This window comes from Arthrobacter sp. 8AJ, assembly GCF_902506025.1.
GTDB lineage: Bacteria > Actinomycetota > Actinomycetes > Actinomycetales > Micrococcaceae > Arthrobacter.
In genome coordinates, this window is record NZ_LR733289.1 from 1,530,929 (window position 1) to 1,543,810 (window position 12,882).

Below are 12,882 nucleotides of genomic sequence, written 5' to 3' on the forward strand. Positions count from 1 at the left end.
AGCAGAAGTGACTACAGAAAATTTTGACGGAGCAGCCTCCCTTGAGGACCGGATCCTTGGGGGGCTGGACGCAGAACAGCGTGAGGTGGCCAGCACGCTGAACGGCCCGTTGTGCGTGCTGGCCGGCGCGGGAACCGGCAAGACCCGTGCCATCACCCACCGCATTGCCTATGGCGTCCACTCGGGCGTTTACAGCCCTCAGCGCCTGCTCGCCGTGACCTTCACTGCCCGGGCGGCGGCAGAAATGCGAAGCCGGCTGCGCGACCTCGGTGCCGGAAATGTGCAGGCCCGGACGTTCCACGCCGCGGCCCTGCGCCAGCTGCAGTTCTTTTGGCCGCAGGCCGTGGGCGGCACGCTGCCCAATCTGCTGGACCACAAGGCCCAGATGCTTGCCGAGGCCGCCCGGCGGCTCCGGCTCAGCACGGACCGGGCCTCCATCCGCGACCTTGCCTCTGAGATCGAGTGGGCCAAAGTGTCCATGCTTACCCCCGCCAATTACCTGGAAAACGCGCAGGGGAGGGGCGCTCCCGGCGGGTTCGACCTTACTGCGGTGGCCCGCGTTTTCCAGTCCTATGAGGACGTCAAGACGGACCGCAACGTGATCGACTTCGAGGACGTCCTGCTGATCACGGTGGGCATCCTGCAGGAGGACGAGAAGGTTGCTGCCACGGTCCGGGAACAGTACCGGCACTTCGTCGTGGACGAGTACCAGGACGTTTCCCCGCTGCAGCAGCGGCTCCTGGAGCTGTGGCTCGGCGGCCGTGACGAACTGTGCGTGGTGGGCGACGCCAGCCAGACCATCTACTCCTTCACCGGCGCATCGCCCAGGCACCTGCTGGACTTCAAAACCCGCTATCCGCAGGCCAATGTGGTCAAGCTCGTCCGGGACTACCGTTCCACCCCGCAGGTGGTGAAACTGGCCAATGACCTGCTGGCCGGCCGACGGAGTGGTGGCCCTGCCGCTGACGCCGCCTGGGCAGCTCCCCTTCAGCTTGTGGCGCAGCGCCCCGCCGGCCCGGCGCCCCAGTTCACCGAATGCTCGGATGACGAGGCCGAAGCCGCCACGGTGGCGCAGAAGATCAAGGCACTGCTCGACGCCGGGACTCCCGCCAGCGAGGTAGCCGTCCTTTTCCGCACCAACGGCCAGTCCGAAGCCTACGAACAGGCGCTCGCGGCGGCAGGAATCGGCTACCAGCTCCGGGGCGGCGAACGCTTCTTCGCCCGCAAGGAGGTCCGGGACGCCATCCTCCAGCTGCGCGCAGCCACCCGGGCCGTTTCCGAAACCGATACACCGGAACCCCTGGGCCAGCTGGTCCGGGACATCGTCTCGTCCCTCGGGTACACGGATTCTGCCCCGCACAGCGGGGGAGCCCTGCGTGAGCGGTGGGAGTCGCTCGCGGCGCTGGTGGCGCTCGCCGATGAACTCGTCCAAAACCGTGGTGCCGGGTTTGGCCTGGCCGATTTCGTCAACGAACTCCAGGAACGCTCCCTGGCCCAGCACGCGCCCACCGTCCAAGGCGTGACCCTCGCTTCCCTCCACGCAGCCAAGGGCCTGGAATGGGACGCGGTCTTCCTGGTGGGGCTCAGTGAGGGCCTGATGCCCATTTCCTTCGCGGATTCTCCCGAATCGGTGGATGAGGAACGCCGGCTGCTGTATGTCGGCATCACCCGGGCCCGTGAGCACCTGTCCCTCTCGTGGAGCACCGCCCGGACTCCCGGCGGCCGCGCCAACCGGAAGCCGTCCCGGTTCCTGGACGGGCTGCGGCCTGACTCGGTGGCAAGTTCAAGTGCCCGCGGAAAGGGAACCCCGCCCCGGAGGAAGGCTGCCGCGCCCGCTGTGTGCCGGGTCTGCGGGACCATGCTCGCCACCGGGGCCGAACGCAAGGTGGGCCGCTGCAACGCCTGTCCCCCCACGTACGAGGAACAGACCTTTGACGCCCTGCGAAACTGGCGCCGCGAGGTGGCCCAGTCGGCGGACGTCCCTGCGTTCGTCGTCTTCACCGATGCCACCCTCACCGCCATTGCCGAAGCCAGGCCGGCGTCCCTGGAGGAGCTCGCCGGCCTCGCGGGCGTCGGCCCGTCAAAGCTCGAAAAGTACGGTGAAGACGTCCTCCGGGTCCTGGTCGAAAGTTCCGTCCTGTGAGGCGGGGCAGCCCGGCAAGCAGCGGCACGCCGCAGGCAGCATCACTGACCACATCCCACGGTTCTCCGGTTGAGGTGCGGCGTTCTGCCAGGCGGACGCGGACGGTAGCCGCATTCTGGGAGGACGGAACGGCGGTGGTCGCCATTCCGGCGCGTTTCACTGCTGCCCAGGAACGGGAGTGGGTGCAGCGCATGCTGGCGAAGCTGCACAAGCAGGGGGAGCGGCGGGCTGCAGCCGGGCGGCGGCGCCCCGCCACCGATGATGCCCTTGCAGCCCACGCCGCACAGCTGTCGGCACAGTACCTCGGCGGCAGGCCGGCGCCCACGTCCGTCCGCTGGGTCAGCAACCAGAACTCCCGGTGGGGCTCCGCCACGCCGGCCGACGGAACCATCCGGCTGTCGGACAAACTGCGGCCGATGCCCCAATGGGTCATCGACTACGTCCTGTTGCACGAACTGGCCCACCTCCTGGTGGCCTCACACAACGCCGCATTCTGGAAGCTGCTGGAGGCGTATCCGGAAACCCAGCGGGCCAAAGCATTCCTGGAGGGCGTTTCGTTCGCGACGTCCCGGGGGCTGGAGGGGCTGCAGAAGGACGGCACGGCCGGCAGCGGCGTCGCCGGCCAGCCCACGTCCGGAACACCGATCGGATGCTGAAAACCCCGGTGGGCCAGGAAATCCTGGCCCACCGGGGTCTTTCTTTGGGTCTCTATATGTCAGCCTTTGGGCTGGCCGGTTCCGTCGTCGTCGTTGTCCCCGGCATCTTTGGTGTCCGCGGCTCCGCCGTCTTCAGCGGAGGCATCGTCAAACCCGCCACTCAGCAGTTTCTGCAGGGCGTCATCAACTTCGCTGTCGCTGGCCTCGGCCAGCTTGCGGCGTGAGCTGAAGCCCTTCGGATCGTCCAGGTCTTCGGCCGTGGGCAGCAGGTCGGGGTGGTGCCAGATGGCGTCCCGGCCCTCGATCCCGCGTTCGTCCTTCAGCGTGGCCCAGAGGGATGCGGCATCTCGAAGCCTGCGCGGCCGCAGCTCCAGCCCCACCAGGGAGGCGAAGGCGTGCTCGGCCGGACCGCCCGTTGCCCGGCGCCGCCGCACGGTTTCCCGGAGCGCCCCGGCCGACGGCAGCACCTTCTCGGTGGCCGCCGCCGTCAGTTCGTCAACCCAGCCCTCCACCAGGGCGAGCGCCGTCTCGAGCTTCTCCAGGGCCTGTTCCTGGGCGGGGGTCCGCTGCGGCATGAACACACCCTGGGACAACGCCTCCTGGATGCCCTCCGGGTTGCTCGGGTCCAGGTCGCGGGCCAGTTCCTCGATGCGCGAGGTGTCGATGTGGATGCCGCGGGCATAGGCCTCGATCGCACCCAGAAGGTGTCTGCGCAGCCAGGGCACCTGCACGAAGAGCCGAGCGTGGGCGGCTTCCCGCACGGCAAGGAACAGCCGGATATCGTTCTCCGGCAGGGACAGGCCCTCGCCGAAGGCGGCAACGTTTGCCGGCAGCAGTGCCATTTCAAGGTCGGCCAGCGGGACGCCGATATCGGTTGAGCTCACCACGTCCTTGGACAGGGCGCCGATGGCCTGGCCCAGCTGCATGCCGAAGATCGCGCCGCCCATGTTCTGCAGCATGGAGGAGGCGCCGCCCATCATGGACTTCATCTCCTCCGGCATCTGCTCCGTCATGGCGGAGGACAGCGCATTGGCGATGCTGTTGGCCACGGGTTCGGTCAGCCGCTTCCAGGTGCCCAGGGTGGCCTCCACCCATTCGGCGCGTGACCAGGCTTTGCCGATCAGGCCGGTGGCGGGCAGGTCCGTGACCGGGTCCAGCCACAGCTCGGCGAGGCGGAGGGCTTCGTCCACCTCCCGCGACTGCTGGGCCGAAACCGACGGGTCGGAGCTGCCGGCGGCAACGCGCCGGGCGTTGTCATGGGCCAGCGTCCAGTTGACCGGGCCCTCGGACGGTGCACTCATCATGGCCTGCACCTGGGAAAACATCTGGGCCAGCAGGTTGGGGTCGTCCGGCAGGCCGGCAGCCTTGGCGAGTTCGGAGGGGTCGAAGTTTTCCATCCCCTTGCCGCCCATCAGGTTCTGCAGCATTTCGGTCAACGGATCCTTAGGGGTGTCGTCGCCGTTGGACGGATTGAGTGGGTTGGAGGTCATGGTCCCGCCGATCGATGGTGTGACTGTTGATCAACCTTCACGGTACCCCGGTGGGGGTCGGCTGTCTGCCGCCCGCCGCCGTCGTTCGCTCTAGGCAAAGCGCCCCGGCGCGCCGCCACCGCGTACTGTTGGTGGGGTGACTACAACCCGTGGCGGACACCCCTCCGAGGACCACGTTCCCGATGTTTCCCCCTTCTCCAGCCCCGGCCCCTTTGGGGCCGGCAGTCCGCCGGAAGGCCCGGGCGGAAGCGGCGTGGCAGGCGCGGGCAGCAGCGCCAGGGCGGCCGACGGCGGACGCCCGGGCAGGCGGCTTTCCACCATGATGGTTGCCGGGCTGGCGGCGTTGGGGCTGGGGATTGCCGTGGGCACCCTTCCGGTGCCTTACGTGATCGAGTCGCCCGGGCCCACCTACAACACGCTGGGGGAGAGCCAGGGGCATCCGGTCATCAACGTCAGCGGCCACGAGACCTATCCCGCAGCCGGGAGCCTGGACCTGACCACGGTGTACGTCGACGGCGGCCCCACCGGCTCCGTCAGCATCCTCAACGCCTTCTCCGCGTGGCTGGACAACTCCAAGGCCGTCTACCCTGTGGAACTGATCTATCCCACGGGAACCACCAAGGAGGAGGCCCAGGAACAGAGCGCGGTGGCCATGGCCACGTCCCAGGAGAACGCGGTGGCCTCCGCCCTGAACGAACTCAAGATTCCTTTCGGCCAGCAGCTCCAGGCCGCGGGGCTGTCCAAGGACTCGGCATCTGCGGGCAAGATCCAGCAGGGGGACATCCTCAAGTCCATCAACGGCAAGGAAATCACCTCACTTTCCGTCATCCAGGATGAACTGGCTGCGGGCAAGGGGGCCCCGGCCGCGGTGACGGTGGAACGGGCCGGCCAGCCTGTTGCCCTCGAGGTGACGCCCAAGGACAACGGGCAGGGCCGCTTCATTCTCGGCGTCATGCTGAAGTACCTGTTCACTTTCCCCTTCCAGGTGCAGATCTCCCTGGACAAGGTGGGTGGCCCCAGCGCCGGACTCATGTTTTCGCTGGGCATCATCGACACGGTGACGCCGGGCGACCTCACCGGCGGCAAGCACATCGCGGGAACCGGCACCATTTCACCGGACGGTGCGGTGGGACCCATCGGCGGCATCGGCCAGAAGATGCGGGGTGCGCGCTCGTCCGGCGCGTCCCTGTTCCTGGCGCCCGCCGCCAACTGCGACGAGGTTGCCGGACACATCCCGGACGGCCTCCAGGTGGTCCGCGTGGAGAACCTCGCGGAAGCACGGCACGCGGTGGAACTGACCGGGAGCGGGCAGGACACATCCGCACTTCCGGCGTGCACGGGCAAATAGGCCGCCTGCGCCATGCATAGACTGGGCCCAAACAGTTTCGACAGGAACTAAGCTTTACCGCCACTCGTGGCACTGATGACGGACGAAACCAGCCGTTTGACCGGTACCGTACGTCGCTCGCACGCTTCGAATGTTTCGACGACCAGCTATGAGGTACCCAGTTTGTCCCGTCCCGCCAGCACCACGTCCACAGGAAGGCCCCCATCGCGACGGGGAGCCTTGACGCCCACCCTCATCGTCGTTGCCCTGGTGGTAGTGGGCTTCATTTTCTTCGCCAACGTCTGGACCGACGTCCTTTGGTACCGGCAGCTGGGCTTCCTCGAGGTCTTCATCACCGAAAACCTTGCCAAGATCGCCACTTTCGCGGCCGGCTTCGCCATCATGTTCGCGGCGGTTTTCTTCTCCATCCGCATTGCCTACAACGCCCGGCCCGTCTACGCCCCGGACTCTGAGGTCCGGGACAACCTCAACCGGTACCAGGCCCAGCTTGAGCCGGTCCGCCGGATTGTCATGATCGGCTTGCCGGTTCTCTTCGGACTCTTCGCGGGCAGCGCAGCCGCGAGCCAGTGGCAGAAAGTCCTGCTGTTCTTCAACCAGGTGGGCTTCGGCCAACCCGATCCGCAGTTCAACATGGACATCAGCTTCTACCTGATGACCCTGCCGTTCCTCGGGTTCGTTACCGGGTTCCTGATCAGCGTGGTGGTGATCGCAGGCATCGCCGGCATCCTCACCCACTACCTGTACGGCAGCATCCGGCTCATGGAGCGCGGCGTGTTCACCAGCCGGGCAGCGCAGATCCACATCGCCGTCACCGGCGCCGCGTTCCTGGTGCTCCTGGGCGTCAACTTCTGGCTGGACCGCTATTCGTCCGTGCAGAGCAACGGCGGCCGCTGGGCCGGTGCGCTCTACACCGATGTCAATGCCGTCATCCCCACCAAGGCCATCCTCGCCGTTGCTGCCGTCCTGGTGGCCATCCTCTTCATCGTTGCTGCCGTCATCGGCCGCTGGCGCCTGCCCGTGATCGGCACAGCCATGCTGATCATCACCTCCATCCTGGCCGGCGGCGTCTACCCGTGGGTCATCCAGCAGTTCCAGGTCCGCCCGTCGGAGCAGACCCTGGAAAGCAAGTACATCCAGCGCAACATCGAAAACACGCGCAAGGCCTACGGCCTGGACGGCATCCAGGAAACCCGCTACGACGCCACCAACACTGCCAACACCGGGGCGCTTGCACCCGACGCGCAGACCACGGCGAACATCCGCCTCCTGGACCCGAACCTGATCTCCGACGCCTTTGCGCAGCTGGAACAGTACCGCCCGTACTACCAGTTCCCCAAGGCCCTCAACGTGGACCGTTATGAGGTGAACGGCAAGATCCAGGACACCGTGATCGCGGTGCGGGAGCTGAACCCCACGAACGTGGCCACCAACCAGCAGGGCTGGCTGAACCAGCACGTCGTATACACGCACGGCTACGGTGTGGTGGCGGCCAAGGGCAATAAGTTCACCGTCGACGGCAAGCCTGAGTTCCTGCAGTCCGGCATTCCGTCCACCGGCGTCCTGGGTAACGACACCACCTACGAACCGCGGATCTACTTCGGTGAATCCTCGCCTGAATACTCGATCGTGGGTGCGCCGGACGGCGCCACGCCGCGCGAGCAGGACCGTCCCTCCGGCAAGGAAGGGGAAGGGGAAACCCAGTACACCTTCAAGGGCAACGGCGGGCCGAACGTTGGCTCGTTCTTTAACAAGATCCTCTATGCCATCAAGTTCCAGTCCTCGGACCTGCTGCTCTCCGATGGCGTGAACCCCGAGTCGCAGATCCTCTACGACCGAAACCCCCGCGAGCGTGTCCAGAAGGTGGCCCCGTACCTGACTGTTGACGGCGGCGCGTATCCGGCTGTGGTGGACGGCCGCGTCAAGTGGATCGTGGACGGCTACACCACCAGCCAATACTTCCCCTACTCGCAGCAGAAGCAGCTGTCCGATGCCACCGCTGATTCCCAGACCAGTTCCGGCCGCGCCGTGGCCCTGCCGAACAGCACAGTGAATTACATCCGCAACTCCGTCAAGGCGACGGTGGATGCGTATGACGGCTCGGTCACCCTGTATGCCTGGGACGACACCGACCCCGTCCTCAAGGCCTGGCAGAAGGTCTTCCCTTCAACGCTGAAGCCGTATTCGGAGATGTCCGGTGCACTGATGAGCCACGTGCGCTACCCGGAGGACCTGTTCAAGGTCCAGCGCGAGTTGCTGGGGCAGTACCACGTCACCGATCCCACCAGCTTCTACAAGAACAACGACGCCTGGAGCACGCCGGCTGACCCCACCGTGGACACCGACGTAAAGCAGCCGCCGTTCTACATGTCGCTGCAGATGCCGGACCAGCAGAAGCCGGCGTTCCAGCTGACGTCGTCCTTCATCCCGCAGATCGTAAACGGTAATGCGCGCAACGTCCTGTACGGCTTCCTCGCCGCTGATTCGGATGCAGGCAACCAGGCCGGCGTGAAGGCTGACGGGTATGGAAAGCTGCGGCTGCTGCAGATCCCGCCGGAAACGCAGGTGCCCGGTCCGGGGCAGGCGCAAAACAAGTTCAACTCGGACCCCACCGTGTCGCAGGCACTTAACCTGCTGCGGCAGGGCGCGTCCGACGTGCTGAACGGCAACCTGCTCACCCTGCCGGTAGGCGGCGGCATCCTGTACGTCCAGCCGGTCTACCTCAAGTCGACTGGTGAGACGTCATACCCCACGCTGCAGCGCGTGCTGGTGGCCTTCGGCGACAAGGTGGGCTTCGCGCCCACCCTTGATGCAGCCCTCAAGCAGCTCTTCGGTGGGGATTCCGGCGCAGCCGCGGGGGATTCGGCCAACAATGGCCAGACGCCGGCCGGTCCTTCAGCGCCTGCCACGCCCGCAGAGGCGGACGCCAAGGCGCAGCTCAAGGCGGCCCTGGACGAGGCGAACTCCGCCATCCAGGCAGGCCAAACGGCGCTCGCAGCCGGCGACTTCGCTGCCTATGGCGACGCACAGAAGAAGGTTGCGGCCGCGCTGAAGAAGGCGATGGACGCCGAGGCCAAGATTCCGGTCACGGCTCCGGAGGCCAGCCCGGCCCCCGCTGCCTCCGGGTCGCCTTCGTCCTCGCCGTCACCGTCCCCGTCCCCGTCCGCAGGGCAGTAGGACGACGGCGGCACCCGGCGCCCGGTCCCCGCGGGGCCGGGTGCCGGGCCGGCGTAACGGACGTCACGCCGCCACGATTTGGCCTGCGGTTCACCTCCCGGTAAAGTAGTTCTTGCGACGCGGGGTGGAGCAGTTCGGTAGCTCGCTGGGCTCATAACCCAGAGGTCACAGGTTCAAATCCTGTCCCCGCAACTGAGGAAAGACCCGGACATTGGAAACAATGTCCGGGTCTTTTGCTTTGTCCGGGTCTTTTGCCTTTCCCGGGTGCTGTGGTTTCACGGTGGGTTCACCGGTGACGGCGGGTTCGAGGAGAGGTGGTCAGGGCGGCCGCGAAAGTAGGGTAGTGTTGATCAAGCGACGCGGGGTGGAGCAGTTCGGTAGCTCGCTGGGCTCATAACCCAGAGGTCACAGGTTCAAATCCTGTCCCCGCAACTTATGAAGGCCCCGACCGGCAGTTACGCCGGTCGGGGCCTTTCCTTTCCTTGGATGCGCCCAGTTCCTAGTATTCTCTTTCGAAGGGTCCCGCGATCTGCGGGCAGCCCCCCGTCATTCCTGAGAGGTATGTTGTTCGATGGCCACACCCACGAAGAAGCCCGGCTCCGCGACGGGTAAGCGGTCCCGGCTTTACTGGATGGTTCCCGCCGTCCTCGTGGCACTGGTCGTGGTGGTGCTGCTGGCCAGGCTGCTCATTGGGCTGCCGGCCGTGGCGTCCTTTGTCGCCGACTATCCGGGCCGGTCCGAACTTCCGGACAACGCGCCCGTGGGATTCCCTGCCTGGCTGGCCTGGCAGCACTTCCTCAATGCGTTCTTCCTGCTCCTGATCATCCGCACGGGGTGGCAGGTCCGGACCACCACCCGGCCCAGCGGGTACTGGACCAGGAACAACAAGGGCCTGATCCGCACCAGGAACGCGCCCACCAAGATCAGCCTCGAGCTGTGGTTCCACCTGACCCTGGATGCCCTCTGGATCCTCAACGGGCTCATCTTCGCGGTCCTGTTATTGGCCACCGGGCAGTGGATGCGCATCGTCCCCACCAGCTGGGACGTCTTCCCCAACGCGCTGTCAGCCGCGCTGCAGTACGCGTCGCTGGATTGGCCCACCGAGGACGGCTGGATCAACTACAACGCCCTGCAGCTGCTGGCATACTTCGTGACCGTCTTCATCGCAGCGCCGCTGTCGTTCATCACGGGCCTGCGGATGTCCGGAGCCTGGCCGAAGAAGGCAGCCGGCCTCAACAAGGCGTTCCCCATTGAATGGGCCCGTGCCGTCCACTTCCCGGTCATGATCTATTTTGTTGCCTTCATCGTGGTCCACGTCTTCCTGGTGCTCGCCACGGGCGCACTGCGGAACCTGAACCACATGTACGGGGTCCGCGACGACGACGGCTGGTTTGGCTTCTGGGTATTCCTCGCCTCCGTGGCGGTCATGGTGGCGGCCTGGTTCCTGGCCCGGCCGGTCTTCCTGAGGCCCATCGCGTCCCTGATGGGCAAGGTCAGCCGCTGACGGAGCGGCGCCACCAGGGCGGCGTCAGGCGTCCTTGAGCTTCTGGTAGGCGTCCAGGGCCCGTTCCCGCGACTCGGGCAGGTCCACGAGCGGCTGGGGGTATCCATCGGTGTCCGCCGCCCACGGTTCGTGGATCTGCTTGCCTTTGAGCTCCCGGAGTTCGGGGATGAACGCCCTCAGGTAGCGGCCGTCGGCGTCGAACTTCTTACTTTGGGTCACCGGGTTGAAGATCCGGTAGTAGGGCGAGGCATCCGCCCCCGAGCCGGCCACCCACTGCCAGTTGGCGGGGTTGTTCGCGGCATCGGCATCCACCAGGGTGTCCCAGAACCATTCCTCCCCGACCCTCCAGTCGGTCAGGAGGTTCTTGACCAGGAATGACGCGGCGGCCATGCGCACCCGGTTGTGCATCCAGCCTGTCTGCCACAGCTGCCGCATTCCGGCGTCCACCAGCGGGTAGCCGGTGTTTCCCTGCTGCCACGCGGCGAGCTCCTGCCGGCTGGGGGAGGCCCACTGGAAGTTGTCGAAGGCGGGCCGGAAGTTCCGGGTCGCCAGGTCGGGGTTGTGGTACAGCAGGTGCCAGTTGAATTCCCGCCAGCCCAGTTCGGCCCGGTAGGTGCCGACGTCGGAAGGAACCTTGCGGGGATGCCGGCGGCGAATCTCGCGCCACACGCGGAACGGGCTCACCTCACCGAAGCGCAAATGTGGTGAGAGCCGGCTGGTGCCCTCGGTGCCGGGCAGGTTCCGGCCTGTGCCGTATTCCTCGATGGGACCGTCAAGGAAGTCCTCAAGCCGCTCCTGGGCCCCTTTTTCGCCGGGCACCCACGTGGCGGCCAGCCCGGCGCTCCAGTCGGGTTTGGAGGGCAGGAGCTGCCAGCTGCTGAGCGTGTCACTGCCGGGCAGTCCCTTCCCGGCAGGCGCGGGGCCGGGCAGCGCATCCGGCGCCTCGTAGGGGTCACGGATGTCCTGGGATGCCAGGCACGCGCGCCAGAAGGGCGAATACACCTTGTAGGGTCCGCCCGCCCCGGTCTTCACTGTCCAGGGCTCGAAGAGGAGGTTCGCCTGGTAGCTGGCGGCCTCGATCCCGTTCCCGGCCGCCCAGTCCTTGAGCCCGGCGTCGATTGTCCGTTCGGGTTGCCCGTAACGGCGGTTCCAGAAAAGGTGGCTTGCCTTCGTCCGGATGGCAAGGTCCCTGATGATGTTGCCGGCGGGACCACGCCGGAGTACCAGGCGGGATCCCTTGCTTTCGAGGTCGGCGGACAGTGCGGCCAGGGAGTGGTGCAGCCACCAGCGCGCTGCCCCACCGAGGGGACGCACGCCGTCGGACTCCTCGTCCAGGATGTAAACCACTGTCAGCGGCGCATCCCGGCCGGCGGCCTCTGCGAGGGCAGGGTTGTCGTCCAACCTCAGGTCATCGCGCAGCCAAACCAGGGACGTGCCATCAGAAGAAGTCATGGCACCACGCTACACACAGCGGACGGAGCAATGGCCGGGACCACGGTCCCGGCCATTGCGTCTTCAGCTGGAGGCGGTGCCCCGAACTTTAGAGCTTGTCGAAGTCGGCCTCGTCGACGGTCGATTCGGACGATGCGGGGCTTGCGGCGCCCAGGGCAGGCTTGGAGTTTCCGGCCTTGAGGGCCGCCAGCCGGGCTTCGATCTCCGTCTGCTCGCCCAGGTCCTCCAGCTGGTTGAACTGGGCGTCCAGGCTGGAGGCTGCAAGCTCCTGCTGCCCGCGGACCTTGGCCTCTTCGCGCCGGATCTTTTCCTCGAAGCGGCCCACCTCGCTGGTGGGGTCCATGATGTCGATGCTCTTGATGGCGTCGTGGACCTGTGACTGTGCCGCTGCCGTCTTGGACCGGGCAACAAGCTCGTTGCGCTTGCTGGTCAGCTGGTTGAGCTTGTTCTTCATCTGGTCCAGGCCGGTCTTCAGCTTGTCCACTACCTCGCGCTGGGAGGCGATGCTCGGCTCTGCGCCCTTGGCTTCGCTTTCGGCCGCCATCTGGCGCTGCAGGGCCACCTTTGCCAGGTTGTCGAACTTCTCGGCGTCGGCTACGTCGCCGGCCGCGCGGAACTCGTCAGCCTTGCGGGAGGCGGCAAGTGCCTTGTTGCCCCAGTCGCGGGCGTTGTTGATGTCCTCGTTGTAGTCGTCTTCCAGCATCCGGAGGTTGCCGATGGTCTGCGCCACGGCGGACTCGGCTTCGGCGATGTTGTTGGTGTAGTCGCGGACCATCTGGTCCAGCATCTTCTGCGGATCTTCGGCGTTGTCCAGCAAGGAGTTGATGTTCGCCTTCGCCAGCTGCGCGATCCGGCCGAAAATGGACTGCTTAACCATGGTGTTTGCCTTTCGTCCTGCTCTGTGTTGACCACTGGAACCGGTGCACAGTGGTGTACTGCGTCTGTCCGCCCGCCGGGATCTTCCGGCGTATCCGGCGGAAGTCTCTAGAAACTGCCGGAGTCGCCGCCACCGAAGTCGCCGCCGCCAAAGTCGCCGCCGCCGCCGAAGCCGCCGGAGTCACCACCCCCTCCTCCACCGCCGCCGCCGTCACCCACGCCGCCCCCGCCGCCCCAGC

8 protein-coding genes and 2 tRNA genes are annotated in these 12,882 nt (G+C 66.4%); 7 read left to right on the forward strand and 3 right to left on the reverse strand.

Going from position 1 to position 12,882, the window contains the following annotated elements:
• The first annotated feature begins 7 nt into the window (after nucleotides 1-7).
• Entirely contained in the window at nucleotides 8-2,143 is a 2,136-nt protein-coding gene (locus tag BACI349Y_RS07155) for an ATP-dependent DNA helicase UvrD2 (protein WP_159631526.1), read from the forward strand.
• Nucleotides 2,140-2,799, forward strand: a complete 660-nt coding sequence (locus tag BACI349Y_RS07160) for a M48 family metallopeptidase (RefSeq protein WP_364397589.1) — start codon at nucleotides 2,140-2,142, stop codon at nucleotides 2,797-2,799. The genes BACI349Y_RS07155 and BACI349Y_RS07160 overlap by 4 nt, the downstream gene beginning before the upstream one ends.
• 59 nt (nucleotides 2,800-2,858) lie before the next feature.
• Here BACI349Y_RS07160 and BACI349Y_RS07165 read toward each other — a convergent pair whose 3' ends face one another.
• Nucleotides 2,859-4,289: a zinc-dependent metalloprotease gene (locus BACI349Y_RS07165; protein ID WP_159631527.1), complete on the reverse strand. Its 1,431-nt coding sequence runs from the start codon at nucleotides 4,287-4,289 to the stop codon at nucleotides 2,859-2,861.
• Between the two features lie 136 nt (nucleotides 4,290-4,425).
• Between BACI349Y_RS07165 and BACI349Y_RS07170 the strand changes: the two genes are divergently transcribed.
• From BACI349Y_RS07170 to BACI349Y_RS07190, 5 genes are all read left to right on the forward strand, one after another.
• The gene (locus BACI349Y_RS07170; RefSeq protein WP_442858399.1) at nucleotides 4,426-5,637 is read left to right on the forward strand and encodes a YlbL family protein; all 1,212 of its coding nucleotides are present in this window, start codon (nucleotides 4,426-4,428) and stop codon (nucleotides 5,635-5,637) included.
• A 219-nt stretch (nucleotides 5,638-5,856) separates the two neighbouring features.
• Nucleotides 5,857-8,811, forward strand: coding sequence for a UPF0182 family membrane protein (locus tag BACI349Y_RS07175; protein ID WP_236560754.1), 2,955 nt, complete (start codon nucleotides 5,857-5,859; stop codon nucleotides 8,809-8,811).
• Between the two features lie 118 nt (nucleotides 8,812-8,929).
• Nucleotides 8,930-9,003: transfer RNA gene (locus BACI349Y_RS07180), tRNA-Met, on the forward strand.
• Nucleotides 9,004-9,169: 166 nt separating this feature from the next.
• Nucleotides 9,170-9,243 (forward strand) — tRNA-Met (locus tag BACI349Y_RS07185).
• A gap of 139 nt (nucleotides 9,244-9,382) precedes the next feature.
• Nucleotides 9,383-10,315: a cytochrome b/b6 domain-containing protein gene (locus tag BACI349Y_RS07190; RefSeq protein ID WP_159631529.1), complete on the forward strand. Its 933-nt coding sequence runs from the start codon at nucleotides 9,383-9,385 to the stop codon at nucleotides 10,313-10,315.
• A 24-nt stretch (nucleotides 10,316-10,339) separates the two neighbouring features.
• Here BACI349Y_RS07190 and BACI349Y_RS07195 read toward each other — a convergent pair whose 3' ends face one another.
• Together BACI349Y_RS07195 and BACI349Y_RS07200 are read right to left on the reverse strand one after the other, a co-directional pair.
• Entirely contained in the window at nucleotides 10,340-11,767 is a 1,428-nt protein-coding gene (locus BACI349Y_RS07195) for a cryptochrome/photolyase family protein (RefSeq protein ID WP_159631530.1), read from the reverse strand.
• Nucleotides 11,768-11,855: 88 nt separating this feature from the next.
• Nucleotides 11,856-12,644: a PspA/IM30 family protein gene (locus BACI349Y_RS07200; protein WP_159631531.1), complete on the reverse strand. Its 789-nt coding sequence runs from the start codon at nucleotides 12,642-12,644 to the stop codon at nucleotides 11,856-11,858.
• Between the last annotated feature and the right edge of the window lie 238 nt (nucleotides 12,645-12,882).

Coding starts and splice junctions, on each gene's coding strand:
- BACI349Y_RS07165 (WP_159631527.1), bottom strand. CDS start 4,289: ATGACCTCCAACCCACTCAATCCGTCCAACGGCGACGACACCCCTAAG.
- BACI349Y_RS07190 (WP_159631529.1), top strand. CDS start 9,383: ATGGCCACACCCACGAAGAAGCCCGGCTCCGCGACGGGTAAGCGGTCC.
- BACI349Y_RS07195 (WP_159631530.1), bottom strand. CDS start 11,767: ATGACTTCTTCTGATGGCACGTCCCTGGTTTGGCTGCGCGATGACCTG.
- BACI349Y_RS07200 (WP_159631531.1), bottom strand. CDS start 12,644: ATGGTTAAGCAGTCCATTTTCGGCCGGATCGCGCAGCTGGCGAAGGCG.